Source organism: Pseudomonas sp. UBA5666, from assembly GCF_002420785.1.
GTDB lineage: Bacteria > Pseudomonadota > Gammaproteobacteria > Pseudomonadales > Pseudomonadaceae > Aquipseudomonas > Aquipseudomonas fulva.
This window is the reverse complement of sequence record NZ_DIIQ01000043.1, coordinates 1-19,167: the sequence shown is the minus strand read 5'-3', so window position 1 is coordinate 19,167 and position 19,167 is coordinate 1. Positions and strand designations below refer to the sequence as shown.

General features: G+C 63.2%; 13 protein-coding genes. 5 read left to right on the top strand and 8 right to left on the bottom strand.

Annotated elements, in window-relative coordinates; all coding sequences use genetic code 11:
* Positions 1–73: 73 nt before the first annotated feature.
* From B2Y33_RS18660 to B2Y33_RS18650, 3 genes are all read left to right on the top strand, one after another.
* Positions 74–2,011 carry a putative nucleotidyltransferase substrate binding domain-containing protein gene (locus B2Y33_RS18660; protein WP_206405133.1) on the top strand — a complete coding sequence of 646 codons (1,938 nt, stop codon included), beginning with the start codon at positions 74–76 and terminating at the stop codon, positions 2,009–2,011.
* Entirely contained in the window at positions 2,008–2,718 is a 711-nt protein-coding gene (locus B2Y33_RS18655; RefSeq protein ID WP_027913589.1) for a 3'-5' exonuclease, read from the top strand. The genes B2Y33_RS18660 and B2Y33_RS18655 overlap by 4 nt, the downstream gene beginning before the upstream one ends.
* 108 nt (positions 2,719–2,826) lie before the next feature.
* Positions 2,827–5,625, top strand: a complete 2,799-nt coding sequence (locus B2Y33_RS18650) for a dermonecrotic toxin domain-containing protein (RefSeq protein WP_111475135.1) — start codon at positions 2,827–2,829, stop codon at positions 5,623–5,625.
* Here the strand turns inward: B2Y33_RS18650 and B2Y33_RS18645 are convergent.
* The 8 genes from B2Y33_RS18645 to glnE all read right to left on the bottom strand — a co-directional run bounded on the left by B2Y33_RS18645 (position 5,598) and on the right by glnE (position 15,647).
* Positions 5,598–7,040 (bottom strand): lipopolysaccharide kinase InaA family protein, encoded by a 1,443-nt coding sequence (locus B2Y33_RS18645; protein ID WP_027913587.1) that lies wholly within the window; start codon positions 7,038–7,040, stop codon positions 5,598–5,600. The two genes, B2Y33_RS18650 and B2Y33_RS18645, sit on opposite strands and share 28 nt — an antisense overlap.
* Entirely contained in the window at positions 7,040–7,792 is a 753-nt protein-coding gene (locus B2Y33_RS18640; protein WP_027913586.1) for a lipopolysaccharide kinase InaA family protein, read from the bottom strand. Before B2Y33_RS18640 ends, B2Y33_RS18645 begins: the two co-directional genes overlap by 1 nt.
* A complete protein-coding gene (locus tag B2Y33_RS18635) occupies positions 7,789–8,523 on the bottom strand; it encodes a lipopolysaccharide kinase InaA family protein (protein ID WP_027913585.1) in 735 nt (244 codons plus the stop codon). Before B2Y33_RS18635 ends, B2Y33_RS18640 begins: the two co-directional genes overlap by 4 nt.
* Positions 8,523–9,329, bottom strand: a complete 807-nt coding sequence (gene rfaP / locus B2Y33_RS18630; protein ID WP_027913584.1) for a lipopolysaccharide core heptose(I) kinase RfaP — start codon at positions 9,327–9,329, stop codon at positions 8,523–8,525. The genes B2Y33_RS18635 and rfaP overlap by 1 nt, the downstream gene beginning before the upstream one ends.
* Positions 9,326–10,450 carry a glycosyltransferase family 4 protein gene (locus B2Y33_RS18625; RefSeq protein WP_027913583.1) on the bottom strand — a complete coding sequence of 375 codons (1,125 nt, stop codon included), beginning with the start codon at positions 10,448–10,450 and terminating at the stop codon, positions 9,326–9,328. Before B2Y33_RS18625 ends, rfaP begins: the two co-directional genes overlap by 4 nt.
* Positions 10,450–11,508 carry a lipopolysaccharide heptosyltransferase I gene (gene waaC / locus B2Y33_RS18620; RefSeq protein ID WP_027913582.1) on the bottom strand — a complete coding sequence of 353 codons (1,059 nt, stop codon included), beginning with the start codon at positions 11,506–11,508 and terminating at the stop codon, positions 10,450–10,452. Before waaC ends, B2Y33_RS18625 begins: the two co-directional genes overlap by 1 nt.
* A complete protein-coding gene (gene waaF / locus B2Y33_RS18615; RefSeq protein ID WP_206405132.1) occupies positions 11,509–12,558 on the bottom strand; it encodes a lipopolysaccharide heptosyltransferase II in 1,050 nt (349 codons plus the stop codon).
* A gap of 155 nt (positions 12,559–12,713) precedes the next feature.
* Entirely contained in the window at positions 12,714–15,647 is a 2,934-nt protein-coding gene (gene glnE / locus B2Y33_RS18610) for a bifunctional [glutamate--ammonia ligase]-adenylyl-L-tyrosine phosphorylase/[glutamate--ammonia-ligase] adenylyltransferase (RefSeq protein WP_206405131.1), read from the bottom strand.
* Positions 15,648–16,025: 378 nt separating this feature from the next.
* Between glnE and aceE the strand changes: the two genes are divergently transcribed.
* On the top strand, positions 16,026–18,671 hold the full coding sequence (gene aceE / locus B2Y33_RS18605; protein WP_027913579.1) for a pyruvate dehydrogenase (acetyl-transferring), homodimeric type: 2,646 nt from the start codon (positions 16,026–16,028) through the stop codon (positions 18,669–18,671).
* Positions 18,672–18,684: 13 nt separating this feature from the next.
* Positions 18,685–19,167 (top strand): biotin/lipoyl-containing protein (locus B2Y33_RS18600; protein WP_288633258.1); only part of this gene is annotated, 483 nt, incomplete at its 3' end.

Sequence of the window (19,167 nt, the reverse complement as noted above, 5' to 3'; positions counted from 1 at the left end):
TGAATGCCGAAAACAACAAAGCCGACCCTATAGATAGATATATATAGTTCGGCGTAGCGATACGGTCAGGTCGATGAGCAAAAAAGACGCCTACCAGCAAGCGGGTAGAACGGCAGTGCTGCAAAACATCCAGGGCACCCTGCAATTCCTGCAGCGCTTTGCGCCCTTCAACCAGATGGAGCAGAGCCATCTGGCCTACTTGGTCGAGCAGTGCCAGCTGCGCTTCTACGCCAGCGGCGAAAGCATCATCAAGCCAAGCGACGGGCCGGTCGAGCACTTCTACATCGTCAAGCAGGGCCGCGTGGTTGGTGAGCGGCAGCACCTGGTCAAACCCGGCGTCGAAACCACGTTCGAGATTACCCACGGCGAGTGTTTTCCACTGGCAGCCTTGCTCGGCGAGCGAGCCACGCGTACGGAGCACCTGGCCGGTGACGACACCTTCTGCCTGCAACTGAACAAGGCGGCATTCATCCGCGTCTTTTCCCTTTCCGAGGTGTTCCGCGATTTCGCCTTGCGAGGGGTCAGCAGTCTTCTGGATCAGGTCAACCAACAGGTCCGTCAACAGGCGGTGCAAACCCTGGGCACCCAGTATTCCCTCAATACACCGCTAGGCGAACTGGCCATGCGTCACCCCGTGGCCTGCGCCCCCGAGACACCGCTGCGCGAAGCCGTGCGGCTGATGCATGAGCAGCAGGTTGGCTCGATCGTGATCGTCGATGGGCAGCGCCAGCCGACGGGCATTTTCACCTTGCGCGATCTGCGCCAGGTGGTTGCCGCAGCCGATGCCGATCTGGGTGCACCCATTGCACGGCACATGACCGCCGCACCGTTCTACCTGAGCCCCCAGGCGAGTGCCTTCGATGCGGCCATGGCGATGACCGAGCGGCATATCGCGCACGTGTGCCTGGTGGAGAGCGGGCGGTTATGTGGGGTGGTGTCCGAGCGCGATCTGTTTTCCCTGCAGCGGGTGGACCTTGTGCACCTGGCGCGTACCATTCGTCATGCGCCGCGCCTGGACACGCTTGTTTCCCTGCGAGGCGAAATCAGTCAGTTGGTCGAGCGCATGCTCGCCCACGGTGCCTCCTCTACGCAGATCACCCAGATCATCACCTTGCTCAACGACCACACGGTATGCCGGGTCATCGAACTGGCGCTGGCAGAACGTGGCGATCCGGGGGTGCCGTTCAGTTGGCTCTGTTTTGGCAGTGAAGGGCGGCGCGAGCAGACCCTGCACACCGACCAGGACAACGGTATCCTCTTCGACGCGGCCGATGACACCGAAGCGCAGGCCATCCGGGCGCGGCTGCTACCGTTGGCGCAGTACATCAACCAATGCCTGGCGCAGTGCGGTTTTACCCTGTGCAAGGGCAATGTCATGGCCGGCAACCCTGCGCTATGCCTGTCCCACAGTGAGTGGTCACGGCGCTTTGCCGGCTTCGTGCGTGACGCAAGCCCGGAGAACCTCCTGGGCTCGAGCATCTACTTCGACCTGCGAGTAGTCTGGGGCGACGAACACACGTGCGAGGCGTTGCGCAGCACATTGCTGACGCAGATAGCCGACAACCGTATCTTCCAACGCATGCTGGCTGACAACGCCCTGCGCCAACGCCCGCCTGTGGGGCGTCTGCGCGACTTCGTGCTGACGCGCCAGGGCACTGACAAGGCTGGCACCCTGGACCTCAAGGTTCAGGGCCTGACGCCCTTCGTCGATGGCGCACGTGTGCTGGCGCTGGCCCATGGGATCGATGCTTGCAATACCCTGGAGCGCATCCGCCAACTGGTGGTCAAGGGTGTGATCGATCCCCTGGACGGCGCCGCCTACGAAGAGGCGTACCATTTCATCCAGCAGACCCGCATGCAGCAACATCAACGCCAGGCACGCGACAACCTGGCCTACTCCAACCGCCTGGACCCAGACAGCCTCAACCACTTGGACCGGCGCATCCTGCGCGAGTCGTTGCGCCAGGCTCAGCGGTTGCAAAGCAGCCTGGCCATGAGGTACCAGCTGTGAGCTTCTTCGCATGGCTGCGCCCCCAAGCTCCGCAACTGGCGCTTTCGCAGCGCGAACGCCTGGCGGCCTTGCCCCTACCCACCGCGCTTGGCACCTGCACCCTGCGCGAGCAGCGCTGGGTGGTACTTGACCTGGAAACCAGTGGCCTGAACACCAACCGCGATCAAGTCCTGTCCATAGGCGCAGTGGCCATCGAGGACGGGGCAGTGGACTTCTCGCAGCAGTTCGAGCGGACCCTGTACCGACCTGAGCAGAAGACCAACCCCAGCGTCCTGATACACGGCCTGGGCCCAAGCGCCCTGGCAGCGGGCTGCGACCCAGGGCACGCACTGCTTGACCTGCTCGAGTTCATTGGCACCAGCCCGGTGCTGGCTTTCCATGCGCCGTTCGATGAGCGCATGCTGGCACGGGCCCTCCGACAGAGCCTGGGTCATCGTCTGCAAATACCTTTCCTCGATGTGGCCGAGCTGGCACCCATGCTCAATCCCGACACGGTGTTGCGAGAAGCCGGTCTCGATGACTGGGTAGCGCGTTTCGAGCTGCAGGTACAAGCGCGTCATCACGCCAGCGCCGACGCACAGGTGACCGCAGAGCTGGCGTTGATTCTCTTGAGCCAGGCGCGCCGCCAGCACATCCAGAGCCCGGCGCAACTTGAGCAATGCCTGCAGAACTGGCGACGTCGGATGGCCCAGCGCCACGGCCTATAGGCAACGGGTCAGGCAGCCGGCCCTTACTACGTGATGGCGGTAGCGGGCTAGCACGCATGCCCCTGCCATATCGCCCAGGCTCGCGATCTCTCTAAAGGAGTTCGCACCATGTCATCCGTCTCACCCTTGCAACATTTCGAGTCATTCGACGCTGAAATCACTGCCCTACTGGCTCCCCTGCCCTTACCAGACCTGCAGCTTTCACCGCTGGCGGGCCGGCAACAATTCTTCGGCGCGCTGGCAGACTACTGGAACCTGCCGGACGAAGCAGGCAGCAACCGCCGTGCTCGGCTCATTGCGCTTCGGCGACAACAGCTTCAGGCCGAAATGGACCTGCGCATCGCTGACGCAACACTGGAGCCTCCGGCAGCATCGCTATTACAGATGTGCCTTGACCAACCCATGTCCTGGACTCGCCAGGGCATCGAAGCGTCCAAGCGCCCACAGCTCTATCGGCTGCTGCTCGATTGCTCAAGACCCAACTGGCGGGCCTACTTGCCCGGCGCCATACTGCTTGTACAAGGCAGTATCGAGGGACAGATGATGACGGGCGATGCGGCCGGCGGCCCAGCCTTGTTATGCAGCCTCTCCCACGGTATCGAAGCGTTCGCCGATGTCCAGAGCCTGCACCTTGAGCTGTGCGAGCGGCTGGATGATCCCCTGCAAAGTCAGCCGATGCTCAAGCTACTGGCGCCTGGTGATGCCGACCGCGCCCATAACGCACAACGACTGCGTTACGACTGGCTGCCCGACGATCTAGTGGAAGTCCAGATTCAGGCCTTGATCGATGCCCAGCGAGCGCGATTGAACGCGGTATGGGGCAGCCAACCCGTGGATCAAACTGGGTTCGCCGAACGCCTGGCAACGGCCGCAGACCTGCTGCCTTGGGTGACCAGCAAAGCAGCGCTGCCGACGCGTTATGGCCTGCTGCTTGAAAAGCACGCTCCTGCCTGGCTCAAGAAGACCTCTACCCAAGGGCTCACGCATATCATGCAGACGATGCAGGAGCTGATCGTGGCCATCGATCAGGCCGCAGCGTCGGGCATTCCTACGCTTGAACAGTTCACCGAACGCAACAGCCTGCTGCAGTGGACCCGCGCCCGCCTCAGCGAGCGATTGAGACTGGACCACCAACTCGATCTGGCACCCGAACAGATATTCATCAGCGTCACCATTGCCCGTCAGACCGGCCCGGTGATGCCTCCAGCTCAGCCCAGCAGCTATATACCCATCGCTAGCCGGCCGCAGACAGGGGACACCGTGGAGTTGGTCAGGCAAACCTACAGTCTGGATCAGTTGGCGTTGGTGAATGTGGGCTTGCTGGACCTGGACTACTGGCTGACCGCTCGAGTCCACCATAAGGACGAGACAAACATTCAAGGCTTGTCCCCTGCGCAGGCTCGGCAGATGGTCCGTGAGCTCAATGTCGGCGACAGCTATTCACGCTTTCTACGCAGCCACTTGATCGATCTGGAGCAAGGCCAGTGGCGACGGGATGCACATGCGCGAATCAACTGTGCTCGCATGCGGGCTGAAGCCGCCAAAGCCCGCTATGCCGGCCACTTCATGCCCGACCCGCTTGAGCAGGGCTATCGCTGGAGCAGGACCGTGCTCAACTACCCCGACAGCGACTGGCGCCCCCTGGTGCAAGAGAACCGCCTGAGTGTACGGCAGTTGCTGATTGCCGGGCACACCGTACAGGGGGTACTGCTGATCACGCCTGAAACACCGCAAATGCAGCGCTTTCTGGTGTATGCGCCAGATGCACCGGATCGCAGGCCTTGGCGCGAATACGCCAATGCGCGTGCGCTGATCCGATCGCTCCGCGCCAACCCGGATCTACGCACCTACGTGATGGACCGCATACCCTTGGCCCGGCGCAAAACCATCGAGCGCTTGCTGACCAAGGGCGGGCTCGCTCAGCGTCTGAGTCGCCCGGTCATCTCCGGCAATTTTTTGCACGCCTGTTATCTGGCAGAGGTCCGCGCGCTCATGTCGACGGTCGATGCCAGCACTAACACCAAACTGGAGCTGCTGGGCGAGGCCAGCCTGCATGCGTTGTGGATAATACTCGATTTGCTCAGCTTCGTGATTCCGGTACGTGGCCTGGCGCCGTTGGCATTCGCCCGCGCGGTGCTGAGCGTGCTGGACAGCCTTGAAGCGCTGGAAAAGAAAGATCGGGTAGGCGTGCTCAAGCATATGGTGGAGGCTTTTACCCACATGAGCGACGGGGTCAACAGCATCGGCGGCACGACAGTGATCAGGCGCGCCATTCGCGCCATGCCTCCCAACCCACCCTTGATGCTACCGCCTACCTTCCAGGTACGTCCGGACACCGCCAAGTTGCGTTACCGAATCGACGGCATCCATAGCGAAGGCGTGTATGAAAAGCCATCCGAACGTGCGGGACTGGCCCTCTACTACATCCAGGACAAGCAAGGCCGGTACTATCAGGTGGCGTTCGACGGTTATCGCTGGCGTGCCATAGACCCCAGGAAAACCGATGCCTACAGCAAGGTGGCGGTCAGACGGAACGCTGAAGGTGAATGGATCGTCGACTCACCCGTGCTGTGGCACGACGGCCTGCCAGACCTCAACGCATTGCTGGAGCTCTGTCAGCTTCCCGCGCCCCCAGACGGGATCCCACTGGAAGGGGCGAAGGAACTGTACGAAAGCGACGGCCAACCTTACTTGCTTGCCGGTGGCCATGCCTTGCCCGTGCGTGCCCACCTGCTGGCGGATCACTACCATCTGCTGATACCCGGACAGCCCGCTGCGACCACCACCGCATGGGCAATCCTGCGCTGGCACGACGGTCAATGGCGTATACGCGTGCGCCAACCGGGGCGAAGCAGCGACTGGCTGGCACTGCCTGCCGCTTATGCCGTCACTGTAGGCAGCACCTGATCCAGCCGTTGGTACAAGGCACTCTCAGCCGGCCAGTTGCGAAGTAGCCTCGCCCGGTCCCGAGCGAAAGCCGGCGCGAAGCTGCCCTGGCTACCGTGCTGGCACATGGCGTCCAGGTCGATCAGCGACCACCGGCCCCGCTCCCAGAACAGGTTGTGCCCCTTGAAGTCACCGTGGCTGATGCGCTCGCCGATCAGCTGTTGCATGAGCTGCACCAAGGCCTCCACCTGTTCGGCCGGCGCATCGCCCTGCTCGACGAAGGGGGCAAAGCATTCGATGAGGTCGGGGCCGTCGATGTAGTCGGTCACCAGGTAGGCACGCGTGCGCAAACCCAGTACTCGCTGCTCCAGCACCGCCAGCGGGCGCGGGGTAGCGATGTCGAGAAACGACAGGCGATGCCCTTCGATCCACGAGTGCCAGGCCCTGCTCGGTCGCCAGAAGCGCTTGAGCCAGTGGAGGGTGTTCTTGATGTTGTAGCGTTTGATGACCCGCTTGCGGCCATCCACCTCGACCCGTGCCACACTGGCTGCGCCGCCAGTCTTGTACAGGTGCCCACGGTCGATCAGCTCATCCGCCTGCTCAAGCACCGGCAACAGGGCCTGGGCCTCGCTACGGACCACAGCCCGCAGGCTCGTCAGGCTGCGCTCCACACTGAACAGGCTGCAATCGCGGCCGGCCTTGTTCAGGAAGTCGCGTTGGCGCCAGACGCGGATCTTGTCTATGTGCTTCTGCAACGCCTCCATCGGCAATGCATGCTCGGCATTGGCCAACAGGTAATGCACCAGCAGCTCCTCGGTGTACGGTTCCAGGCGCTTGGGTAGCTGCGCGAAGAACACACCAAGGTTTTCCAGCACGCGAGGGCGAGAAAGCTGCTGGCCTGGCGTTTCAGCCTTGATACCGGCCCCATCGATCAGGTACAGCTTGCCTGCATGACGCAGCAGGTTGTCCAAGTGCAGGTCCTCCTGCCACAGCCCCTGCTTGTGCATCTGCGCCACAGCCGCCAGGGCCTCGCCCAGCACCTGCTGCTGCTCGTCGGCGAGCACAGGCAGGTGCTCGACCGCCGCCCAGGCATCGGCCAGGCTTTGCGCGCCATCGAGGTACTCGAACAACAGCCAGCCGCCCTCACCCTCCACCAGGCCATCGGCGAGCAGCACCGGCGTAGTCAGCCCCTGCGCGGCGAGCAGCTTCACGCCTTGCAGCTCACGCTGGAACTGGCGCGCGGCATTGCTGCCCACCAGCAATTTGGCCAGTACCGGCCTGCCACGCCATACCCCGGCCCCCACATAACGCTGGCCCGGCAGCACGCGCAGTAGACTGAGCAACTGCAGCTCGGCGCTACCGGCGGCATCGGCGAGGTTGATGGCAAGCGGCAGCGATGGGCTGCGTCCTGTGTCCTTCAGCTCGGAAAGCTGCATCAGCGAGCCTCCTTGTGATGACGGCGTTGTACCAGGCGGTTGACCCAGGTTTGGACCAGCGTGCTGTCGATGGGTTGTGCGAGGTAGGCTGCCAGCAATGTGCGTATCTCGCCGTCGCTCCATACCGGTGCCCGGCGCAGCAAGGGCTCGAGGTCCTTGAGGCGGTCGCGCATGCCGAAGAGCAAGGGCCGGGTCTTCTCCAGGTCGATCAACTGCGCCTCCCAGCCTTCTTTGCGCTTACGCAGGAAGATGTGCTTGGGGTAGAAGCAACCATGCACCTGCCCAGCACCGTGCAGCGTGCGCGCCAACTGGCCGCAGGCCTGGAGCATGCCATCGCGTACCGATGCATCGAGTTCGGACCATTGCAGCAACTGGCTGTCGAGGTCGCGCCAGTCGTCCAGCGCGCGGGTCATCAACAGGGCCCGGTGCTTGCCACCTTGCTTGCGCTCACCGTAGAACACTGCCTCCAATGCAGGAATGTGCAGCTTCTGATAGCGAACGATATTGCGAAATTCGCGAGCGAAGGTCGGCTCGCCAAAGGGCTTGTGCAGGCTACGGGTAAGGTAGTCGCTCTGGCGCTTGAGGTAATACCCTTTGCCCTCGAGTTCCAGGCGGTACACGCTGCTCCATCCGCCGCGGCCGGTATTGGGCTCGTCCACCGCGTCGAGTTCGAGCGCCCACAGCGCCTCGAAGTCGTCCAGGCCATGGCGCTGGAGCAACGCACGGTCTGCGCTGGCCATATAGTCGGTCATTCCCTTCCCTCGAAAAAGCCCAGTACCTGACGAATGCGCTTCTTGTCACGGGCATTGAGCCGGTCGCGGCCTCGGTACTGCAAGTAAAAGCGCAGGCGCTGGGTTGCCGAAAGGTGGTACTTGGCGACCTTGTCCAGGCAGGCCAGGTCCTTGATCAGGCGATGGCGCCACATGAACCCACGCCAGAAGTCACCCGTGGGGCAATCGATGAAGAACAGCGTCCCTTGGTCATCGACCAGCAGGTTGCGCCACTTCAAATCGTTATGGGCGAAGCGATGCTCGTGCATGACCCGGGTGTGGCGTGCCAGCTGGCGGCTGATGTGGTCCACCCAGGCGCGATCGGCCAGGCGGGCATCGTTGCGGTCGGCCAGTGCCGAGAGGTCCTCGGTGTTGGGCAGCTCGCGGGTGATCATTGCGCCACGGCCGAACGCCAGGCCATTGCGTTCGAGCCCCCAGGCGACCACGTCGGCCGTGGGGATGCCCCACTTGGCGAACTGCTTGAGGTTCTGCCATTCAGCCTTGATACGTGGGCGACCCAGGTAGCGGCGCATGTGCTTGCCAGCACCGGTGTAGCGCTTGACGTAATAGTTGACGCCTTCACGCTCGACACGCACCACTTCGCTGAGCGGATCCCGGGTCAGGCGTTCGCCCTGAAGGGCGAATACCGCCTCGAGGCTGCCGAAATCATTCGCCAGGTGCGCGTAACCTGGCGCCAGTGTCCAACTGGCCATCAGAGTGCATCCCCATAGCGTTGTTTACGGTCGTAGAGTTTCTGCGCCTTGCGCTCAAGCCAGGCGAGCAGTGCAGCTTCGTCCTTCATGACCTGACGCAGCGGGCGCTGGAAGTAGCTGCGCAGAAAACGCAGTTTGTCGCGTTGGGTCAGGCCAATGTCCAGGGCTGAGAAATACAGGGCAGCCAGGTCCTTGTTGCGCCAGCGGCGGCTGATGGCTGGGCGGGTCTGGGCGCGGTGCAGGTCGATCACCGACAACTTGAAATCATCGGCCGTCACGGGCCGGTCGGTGTGCAGCAGGAAGTGACAGATGTAGCAGTCCCGGTGGTTGACGCCGGCACGGTGCATGCCACCGGTCATCTCGGCCACGCGCGTGATCAGGGCACGTTTGAGGCGTGGCGCAGGCGGCTGCCTGATCCAGTCGATGCTGAAGTCTTCCAGGCTGACGGTCGGCGCCAGTTCCTCGGTGATGATGAACGAATGCTGAGTGGCCGGGTTGCCGCCCCGCTCACCGAAAGCCACGGCCGTCATGGTTGGCACGCCAACCTGGTGCAGGCGCTCGATGGCCTGCCACTCCTGGCCGGCGCCCAACACCGGCAACTTGGCCGTGAGCAGGTTCTTGAAGATCTCGCCCCAGCCAATGCCGCGGTGGATCTTCACGAAAAAGCCTTCGCCGGCGACCTCCGTACGCAGGGTGCGGCGCCCCTCGAGCTCCCGATAGACTTCGCCCTGCAGCGCTTCTACCGCCTCGAAGGCATCGCGCCCAGCCCAAAGCCGCTTGAAGGGCTCTGCCACGATCAATTTCATGCCCCCTCCTGCCCTAGGATTACATCGGCGGCACGCTGCGGCATGCTGTAAAGGTCGGCCGTGTCGGCAAATGCCAGGCCGTTGCGCGACCAATCGGCCCGCGCCGCGGGGTCATCGAGCATACGCTGCAGGTAGCGGTTAAGCTGCTCCTGCTCGAACGGCTCGTCCAGCACCAAACCGCAGTCGGCCTCGGCGATGTAGTGGGCATAGCCGCACACGTGCGAAACCAGCACCGGCAGGCCGGCGACCAGGGCTTCAAGCAGCACGGTGCCTGTGTTCTCGTTGTAAGCCGGGTGGATCAGCAGGTCGGCGCCCAGCAAGAAGCGTGGGATATCGCTGCGCCCCTTGAGAAACTGCACCTGGTCGCCCAGGCCCAGCGTCGCGCTCTGCAACTGGAAGACCTTCGGGTCGTCCTGGCCGATCACCAGCAACCGGGTGCGCTTGCGCAAGGGCGCGGGCAATGCCGCCAACGCCTTGAGGCTGCGGTCCACGCCCTTGGTCTTGAAACCGGAACCGATCTGCACGATCAGCAACGCATCCTCGGCCAGGTCGAACTCCTTGCGCAGGTCGGCGCGAATTTCAGCAGCGTTGGGCGGCGCCCGACGATCCTGGGAAATGCCCGGTGGCAGCAGGTGAAAACGCTCGACCGGCGTGCCGTAGTGCTTGATGAACAGCGGCTGCTGCACCTCGGAAATCATCAGGATCTGGGTGCCGGCATCCTTGGCGAACACCGCCCGCTCGTATTCGGCGAAATGCCGATAGCGGCCCCAGCGGCGGTACAGGTCGCTGCGCAGGTTCTGCGCCTTGTCCTCAAAGCAGCCGTCGGCGGCGTAGTACACATCCAGCCCTGGCATCTTGTTGAAACCGATGAGCCGGTCTACCGGGCGCTTGGCCAGGTCGGCCTGCATCCAGGCGGTGAGTTTCTCGTTGCGCCGGTGATTGAAGATCGCCTTGACCGGCGCCACCAGCACTTCGAAGCCCGGCGGAATGTCGCCCTCCCAGATCAGTGTGTAGACCCGGATCTGGTGGCCGCGCTGCTGGCACTCCAGGGCTATGCGCATGAAGTCGCGCTGCAGACCGCCAAAGGGGAAGTATTTGTAAAGTACGAAAGCCAGTTGCATCAACGGACATCCTCAGCCAGCAGCAGCGCGCTCAGGCGGCTCGCTACATGCTCGGGATTCAGGCGAGTGAAACACAATGGCCACTCGCGGTTCAGATCGTACCGGCGCAGGTCTTCGGCGCTCGGTTTGTAGGTGCACTTCTTCTGCAAGCAGGGTGCGCACGGCCAGTCACTGGCCTGGTGGATCTGGGTCCGTCCATAGGCGCCGGTCAGGCCCGGATTGGTAGGGCCGAACAGCGAAAGCGTCGGTACATCGAGGGCTGCCGCCAAATGGCCCAGGCCGGTATCGACGGCGACGCAGGCCTTTGCAGCGGCCAGCACACGTGCGACGCCGGCCAGGTTCAACTTGGGCAGTACCTGGCAATGGTTCAAGCCTTGGGCGATGCGCTCGGCCCGGGCCTTCTCGGCCGGGTTGCCCCAGGGCAGGCGCACTTCCAGCCTGCGCCGGCCCATGCGCTCGGCCAGCTCGCGCCAGTAGGCCTCGGGCCAGTGCTTGGTGGTCCAGGTGGTCCCGTGCAGGAAAACCACATAGGGCGCTGCCGGCGGCAACTGCAAGCGCTCAAGGTCCAGGCCGTAACGGCCGATGCCCTCGGGCAGGTCATAGGCCAGCGCCATGGCGAACAGCTGGCGCACGCGCTCGACGGCATGCTGGCCGACCGCAACCGACAGGCGTCGGTCGTAGAAGCGGCTGGCCCAGCCCTCACGGGCCGAATACCGGTCCAGGCCTGCGACCGGCGCCTTCACGTAGCGGGTCAGCCACGCCGACTTGACCAGGCCCTGGGCATCGATCACCAAGTCGTACTGGCGTTCGCCCAGGCGCTGCTTGAAGGCCTTCCACTCGCCGCTGCGAACGGTCTGCCAGAGGTGTTTGCGCCAGCGACGGATGGCCACCGGAATGACCTGATCGACCGCCGGATGCCAGCTGGGTATCTCGGCAAAGCCTTCCTCGACGACCCAGTCGAACCGGATGCCGGGTATGGCATGGGCTGCATCGGTGAGCGCTGGCAGCGTGTGGATCACATCGCCCAGCGAGGACGTCTTGATGATCAGTACCCGCACTTAGTCGACCTCGGTCAGCACGTCGATGATGTTCGCACCGCCCAGACGGGTCAGCGCGGCGATGACCTGACCGGGTTCGAGCAGACGCAGGCAGTTGTAGTGACCGAAGCGGCAGGTGCGATCGAAACAAGGGCTGCATTCGATGCCCAGGCGCACCACCTCGACCTGGCTGGCCAGCGGCGGCGTGAAGCCAGGCGATGTCGAGCCGTATACGGCGACCAGCGGGCGATTGAGCGCCGCCGCCACATGCATCAACCCGGAATCGTTGGAGACCACGGCGTCTGCGCAGGACATCAGGTCGATCGCCTCGGCCAGGGAGGTTTCACCGGCCAGGTTCACGGACTCTTCGCGCAGCCCAGGGATCAGCCGTTCGCGGATCTGCTCACCCACTGGGTGATCACTTTTCGAGCCGAACAGCCAGACCTGCCACCCCTGGCGGATCATGGCATCGGCCGCGGCGGCGTAGTGCTCGGCCGGCCAGCGCTTGGCTTCGCCGAATTCAGCGCCTGGGCACAGCGCCAGCACCGGACGGTCCAGCTCCAGGCCGAACTTGGCCAGGGCCGCCTCACGGCTGTGTGGCTCGATCTGCAGGCTGGGCTGGGGGTAGGGCTTTGGCAGCTCGGCGCCCGGGGCATAGGCCAGGGCCATGAAGCGCTCGATCATCAGCGGGTAACGCGCTTTGTCCAGCTTGCGGACATCGTTGAGCAAACCGAAACGCATTTCGCCACGCCAGCCGGTGCGCTTGGGGATACCGGCAAAGAACGGCACCAGCGCCGATTTCAGCGAATTGGGCAACAAGATGGCCTGGTCGTACTGACCACTGAGCGACTTGCCGAGGCGCCGCCGCGTGGCCAGCTCCAGCGCACCGTGGCCGAGCGGGAAGCTCAAGGCCTGGCGCACCTCGGGCATGCGCTCGAGGATTGGCCGGCTCCATTCGGGGGCCAGCACATCGATCACGCAGTCGGGGTGCTGCTGTTTCAGGCACTGGAACAAGGTCTGCGCCATCACCATGTCGCCGACCCAGCTGGGGCCAATGATCAGTATTCTCATGCTAGGTCCAGAAACGCTCGGGGAGGCGACAGGCTGCGATTCAGCCTGGCCTCCCCTCTTTATATTCAGGCTATGTGGCCGACAGTGTAACACCGGGGCTGCTTCACGCCCCAATCGCGGCGGATCGTCACCCTGACGAGCCGCCGCCACAGGGTTCAGCTCAGGCCGAGCTCGCTCCAGATACGCCGCACCTGGCGGCGCTCATCGACAAACTGCGCTGCATCGATCACCCCGGCCTGCTTCTGCAGCGCCTGGCGGTGAGAGGCAGCGCGAAACGCCTTGTATACCTCGCGCAGCAGCACCGCGTCGGCAGCAGGCATCAACCCCACTTGCTCCAGCTCTTCCAGAATGCGGATGTTATCGGTCCATCGAACCAGGGCCGTATGGTCATGGGACCAGGCCAAAGCGGCGTATTGCACCATAAATTCGATATCGACGATACCGCCCGCATCCTGCTTGATGTCAAAGGGCATACCCGGGTCGAAGGCGTTGGGTGCGGTGCCGGCCACAGTGGCCTTCGTGCCCAGGCTGGCGCGCATCTTGGCGCGCATTTCACTCACTTCGATACGCAGCTTCTCAAGGTCGCGCGGTTGCCCCAGCACCTGCGCCCGCACCTTCTCGAACGCCTGGCCAACCCGCGGGCAACCCACCAGCACGCGCGCGCGGACCAGTGCCTGGTGCTCCCAGGTCCAGGCCTCGCTTTGCTGGTAGCGCTCGAATGCGCCCAGCGAGCTGACCAACAAGCCCGCGGCACCCGAGGGCCGCAGACGCATGTCCACGTCATACAACTGGCCCGAGTTGGTCTGGGTGGTCAGCAGGTGAATGATGCGTTGCCCTAGCCGCGTGAAGAACTGCGCACTGTCGATGGGCTTGGCACCGTCGGTTTCGGCCTGAGGGTCGCCATCGTGGATGAACACCAGGTCCAGGTCCGACCCATGGCCCGTTTCAAGGCCACCGACCTTGCCATAGCCGATGATGACGAATCCCGGGTCGCAGGGGATGCCGTCACTGCCCATGGGTTGACCGTGGCGGGCAACGGTCTGGCGCCAGGCCAAGGCAAGCACTTGGTCGAGGATGGCCTCGGCCAGCCACGTCAGGTAGTCGCTGACTTTCATCAACGGCAGGTTGCCACTGATTTCCGAGGCCGCCACGCGCAAGCTGTGCGCCAGCTTGAAGTGACGCAACGCCTCCATTTGCTGCTCCAGATCATCCTCTGGAATGCGCGTGAGGCGCTCGCGCAATTCGCTGGCCAACTCCGGTGCCAGTGGCGGGCTGAACAGGCGGCCTTCATTGAGCAACTCATCGAGCAACAAGGGGTAGCGTGCGATCTGCTCGGCAATCCATGGGCTGGCGGCGCACAGGGTCAGCAGACGGCGCAGGGCACCGGGGTTCTCGGTGAGCAGCACCAGGTAGGCAGAGCGCCGGGCCACGGCTTCGACCAGCGGCAGTACCCGCTCGAGCACCAGGTCGGGGTTCTCGTGCTCGACCGCCTGGGCCAGCAATCGCGGGATGAAGGCGTCCAGCCGCTCGCGCCCAAGGCGCTGCATCGAACGTAACTGCGGGCTGGCGCGCAGGGCCGCCAGGCGCCGCAAGGCCTCGCCTGGCAGCGTGAAGCCGGCCTCCTCCAGCTGACGGCCAGCAGCCTCTTCATCCTGGGCCTGCTCCCACAAGGGCGACCATTCACCGCCGACCACCAACTCGCCTTCGCTTTCCTCCTCATCGGGATCGGCGATGACCTGCCGGAAGTGCCAGTCGATGCGCTCACGCCACTGACCAAGTTGAGCCTCGAAGGCTTGCCAGTCGGCGTAGCCCAGCATGTAGGCGACTCGGGCCTGATCGGTTTCGTTTTCCGGCAACATTTGCGTCTGGCGGTCGGCGATAGCCTGGATGGCGTGCTCGGTGTAGCGTAGGAATGCATAACCCTCTCGCAGCTCGGTGACCACGGCAGGGGGCAGGTAGCCTTGGCCTTCCAGGGTAGCCAGCACCTTGAGCAAGGGCCGCTGCTGCAAGCTGAGGTCGCGGCCGCCGTGGATCAGCTGGAAGGCCTGGGCGATGAACTCCACTTCGCGAATGCCGCCTGCGCCCAGCTTGATGTTGTCCGCCATGCCCTTGCGCCGCACTTCCTGCTGGATCAGCTGCTTCATGGTGCGCAGGGCCTCGATGGCCGAGAAGTCCAGGTACCGTCGGTAGACGAACGGGCGCAACATTTCCTGCAGCTGGGCGCCGGCAGCCTGATCGCCTGCCACTACCCGGGCCTTGATCATGGCGTAGCGTTCCCAGTCGCGGCCTTGGTCCTGGTAATACTGCTCCAGCGCGTTGAAGCTGAGCACCAGCGCACCGGACGACCCGTACGGGCGCAGGCGCATGTCGACGCGAAACACGAAGCCATCTACCGTGACTGGGTCCAGGGCCTTGATCAGGCGCTGCCCCAGGCGGGTGAAGAACTCCTGGTTATCCAGCGAGCGTTTCACGCCTTCGGTTTCGCCGCCTTCGGGGAATGCGAAGATCAAGTCGATGTCCGAGGAAAGGTTCAGCTCCCCCGCACCCAGCTTGCCCATGCCCAGCACCACCATGTGTTGCGGCTGGCCGCTGCGGTTGCCGATCGGCGTGCCGAATTGCTGGCAGTGGCGTGGATACAGCCACTGATAGGCCTCATCGATGGCGGCGTCGGCCAAGTCGGAGAGGTCGCGGCAGGTCTCACCGAGATCGGCCTGGCGGGTGATGTCACGCCAGATGATGCGTACCTGCTGGCGGTTGCGTTCGCGACGCAGGTGACGGGCAAGCTCGTCCTCGCTTTGCGCCGCCTGGGCAACCTTGGCCACATGGCCGCGCAGCTCGCCCTGCCCGTAGCCCCGTTCCAGCTCGCCGCTGCCCATCAGGCCGAACAGCAGCCCCGGGTCACGTTGCACCTGGGCGAGCACGAAGTCACTGACCGCCGCCACCTGATCGAACTGCCGAGCATGCTGCTCGCTCCAGCTGCCCAGGTCCAGTTCCGGGTGTGCGGCTACCGCCTCGTGCAGAAACTGTTGGTTGCGCAGGGTCAGTGGTTGAAGAACGGCAGGCAGCTGGCAAGGCAAAGGCAGGCGCATGGGCTATCCTTGATCGGCGTGAAATGGATGAGGAAAGGCGGCCAAGGGGGACCATGGTTGGACTGTCATACAAAAGTTGGAAATAGCTGAAAACTTCGAATTCGTGGCATGGAACATCAACAGTTACCCGTTCGTGGAACATTGCCAACCAACATGAACGTTTTTCCTCACAAGCCAGGATGCGACCAAACGTCGCACAAATGTAGTTTTACTACTGTGCCTGTCGTGCAAAAGCATGAAATGCGAAAGCAAATGTAGTAAAACTACACGGCGCCGGACGAAGATCCCGGTAATCCAAGAATTCACGACGTCTGCCCATAAGGCCAGTCGCAATCTCAGGCAATCGATTCTGGTTGCCTTTCCGCCCTGGAGCAAGCCATGCAAGACCTCGATCCAATCGAAACCCAGGAATGGCTGGATGCCCTGGAGTCGGTCCTCGACAAAGAAGGCGAAGACCGCGCTCATTACCTGATGACCCGTATGGGCGAGCTGGCCACCCGCAGTGGCTCCCAGCTGCCGTATGCGATCACCACGCCATACCGCAACACCATCCCTGTCACCCACGAAGCACGCATGCCTGGCGACCTGTTCATGGAACGCCGCATTCGCTCGATGGTGCGTTGGAACGCCCTGGCCATGGTCGTGCGCACCAACCTGAAAGACTCGGACCTGGGCGGACACATCTCCAGCTTCGCCTCCAGCGCCACCCTGTACGATATCGGTTTCAACTACTTCTTCCAGGCACCGACCGAAGAACACGGTGGCGACCTGGTCTTCTACCAGGGCCACGCCTCGCCGGGCGTCTACGCCCGCGCCTTCATGGAAGGCCGCATCAGCGAAGAGCAGATGAACAACTTCCGCCAGGAAGTCGATGGCAACGGTCTGTCCTCGTACCCACACCCTTGGCTGATGCCTGACTTCTGGCAGTTCCCGACCGTTTCGATGGGTCTGGGCCCGATCCAGGCCATCTACCAGGCACGTTTCATGAAGTACCTGGAAGCTCGCGGCTTCATCCCGGCAGGCAAGCAGAAAGTCTGGTGCTTCATGGGCGACGGCGAATGCGACGAGCCCGAATCCTTGGGCGCGATCGCCCTGGCCGGCCGCGAGAAGCTGGACAACCTGATCTTCGTCATCAACTGCAACCTGCAGCGCCTCGACGGCCCGGTTCGCGGCAACGGCAAGATCATCCAGGAACTCGAAGGCGTGTTCCGCGGCGGTGGCTGGAACGTCAACAAAGTGGTCTGGGGTCGCTTCTGGGATCCGCTGCTGGCCAAGGACACCAACGGTGCCCTGCAGCGCCGCATGGACGAAGTCATCGACGGCGAGTACCAGAACTATAAGGCCAAAGACGGCGCCTACGTGCGTGAGCACTTCTTCAACACCCCAGAGCTCAAGGCCATGGTCGAAGACCTGTCCGACGACGAGATCTGGAAGCTCAACCGCGGCGGCCATGACCCGTACAAGGTCTATGCAGCCTACCACCAGGCGGTCAACCACAAGGACCAGCCTACCGTCATCCTGGCCAAGACCATCAAGGGTTACGGTACCGGTGCCGGCGAAGCCAAGAATACCGCGCACAACACCAAGAAGGTCGATGTCGACAGCCTGCGTCACTTCCGTGACCGCTTCGATATCCCTGTCAAGGATGCGGACTTGGAGAACCTGCCGTTCTACAAGCCCGAAGAAGGTTCGGCCGAGGCCCGTTACCTGGCCGAGCGCCGTGCTGCCCTGGGCGGCTTCGTGCCTCAGCGCCGCGCCAAGAGCTTCAGCGTGCCGACCCCGCCTCTGGAAACCCTCAAGGCGATCCTGGACGGCTCGGGCGACCGTGAAATTTCCACCACCATGGCCTTCGTGCGCATCCTGGCGCAGTTGGTCAAGGACAAGGAAATCGGTCAGCGCATCGTGCCCATCATCCCTGACGAAGCCCGCACCTTCGGCATGGAAGGCATGTTCCGCCAGTTGGGCATCTACTCGTCGGTGGGTCAGCTCTACGAGCCGGTCGACAAGGACCAGGTGATGTTCTACCGCGAGGACAAGAAAGGCCAGATCCTCGAGGAAGGCATCAACGAAGCCGGCGCCATGTCGTCGTTCATCGCTGCCGGTACTTCGTACAGCTGCCACAACCAACCGATGCTGCCGTTCTACATCTTCTACTCGATGTTCGGCTTCCAGCGTATCGGCGACCTGGCCTGGGCCGCTGGCGACAGCCGCACCCGTGGCTTCCTGATCGGCGGCACCGCCGGCCGTACCACACTCAACGGCGAAGGCCTGCAGCACGAGGACGGTCACAGCCACATGATGGCCGGTACCATCCCGAACTGCCGCACCTATGATCCAACCTACGGCTACGAGCTGGCGGTGATCATCCAGGACGGCATGAAGAAGATGACCGAAGAGCAACAGGACATCTTCTACTACATCACCGTGATGAACGAGTCCTACCAGCAGCCTGCCATTCCGGCCGGTGCCGAGGAAGGCATCATCAAGGGCATGTACCTGCTTGAAGAAGACACCCGCGAAGCCGCACACCACGTGCAGCTGATGGGTTCGGGCACCATCCTGCGCGAAGTGCGCGAAGCGGCGAAGATTCTGCGTGAAGAGTTCAACGTCGGGGCCGACGTGTGGAGCGTCACCAGCTTCAATGAACTGCGTCGCGACGGCCTGGCCGTGGAACGTGCCAACCGTCTCAAGCCTGGCCAGAAGCCACAGCAGACCTACGTCGAGCAGTGCCTGAGCGGCCGCAAGGGGCCGGTCATCGCGTCCACCGACTACATGAAGCTGTTCGCCGAGCAGATCCGCCAATGGGTGCCGAGCAAAGAGTTCAAGGTCCTGGGTACCGACGGTTACGGTCGCAGCGACAGCCGCAAGAAGCTGCGTCACTTCTTCGAAGTAGACCGTCACTTCGTGGTACTGGCTGCCCTGGAAGCGCTGGCTGACCGTGGCGAGATCGAACCCAAGGTTGTGGCTGACGCCATCGTCAAGTTCGGCATCGACCCGGACAAGCGCAACCCATTGGACTGCTGAGGAGTATTTTTAAGTGAGCGAACTCATTCGCGTACCTGACATCGGCAGCGGTGAAGGTGAAATCATCGAGCTGTTCGTCAAGGTCGGTGATCGTATCGAGGCTGATCAAAGCCTGCTGACCCTGGAGTCCGACAAGGCCTCCATGGAGATTCCGGCGCCCAAGGCCGGTATCGTCAAGGAACTGAAGGTCAAGCTGGGCGATCGCCTGAAAGAAGGCGACGAGCTCCTGGTTCTGGAAGCCGAGGGAGCCGCTGATGCGGCCCCTGAGGCACCTGCCGCCGAGCAGAAGCCCGCACAGGCTGAAGCGGCCGCACCGGCGCCTGCTGCCCAAGCAGCGCCAGCGCCTGCTGCCGCCCCGGCTGCTGCCAGCGTGCAGGACATCCACGTGCCGGACATTGGCTCGTCGGGCAAGGCCAAGATCATCGAAGTGCTGGTCAAGGCAGGCGATACCGTCGAAGCCGATCAATCGCTGATCACCCTGGAGTCCGACAAGGCC

Bases quoted from the DNA above. Each gene is read 5' to 3' on its own strand.
- B2Y33_RS18650 (WP_111475135.1), top strand. From the start codon at position 2,827: ATGTCATCCGTCTCACCCTTGCAACATTTCGAGTCATTCGACGCTGAA.
- B2Y33_RS18660 (WP_206405133.1), top strand. From the start codon at position 74: ATGAGCAAAAAAGACGCCTACCAGCAAGCGGGTAGAACGGCAGTGCTG.
- rfaP (WP_027913584.1), bottom strand. From the start codon at position 9,329: ATGAAATTGATCGTGGCAGAGCCCTTCAAGCGGCTTTGGGCTGGGCGC.
- B2Y33_RS18640 (WP_027913586.1), bottom strand. From the start codon at position 7,792: ATGACCGACTATATGGCCAGCGCAGACCGTGCGTTGCTCCAGCGCCAT.
- B2Y33_RS18635 (WP_027913585.1), bottom strand. From the start codon at position 8,523: ATGGCCAGTTGGACACTGGCGCCAGGTTACGCGCACCTGGCGAATGAT.
- glnE (WP_206405131.1), bottom strand. From the start codon at position 15,647: ATGCGCCTGCCTTTGCCTTGCCAGCTGCCTGCCGTTCTTCAACCACTG.
- B2Y33_RS18645 (WP_027913587.1), bottom strand. From the start codon at position 7,040: ATGCAGCTTTCCGAGCTGAAGGACACAGGACGCAGCCCATCGCTGCCG.
- aceE (WP_027913579.1), top strand. From the start codon at position 16,026: ATGCAAGACCTCGATCCAATCGAAACCCAGGAATGGCTGGATGCCCTG.
- waaF (WP_206405132.1), bottom strand. From the start codon at position 12,558: ATGAGAATACTGATCATTGGCCCCAGCTGGGTCGGCGACATGGTGATG.
- B2Y33_RS18625 (WP_027913583.1), bottom strand. From the start codon at position 10,450: ATGCAACTGGCTTTCGTACTTTACAAATACTTCCCCTTTGGCGGTCTG.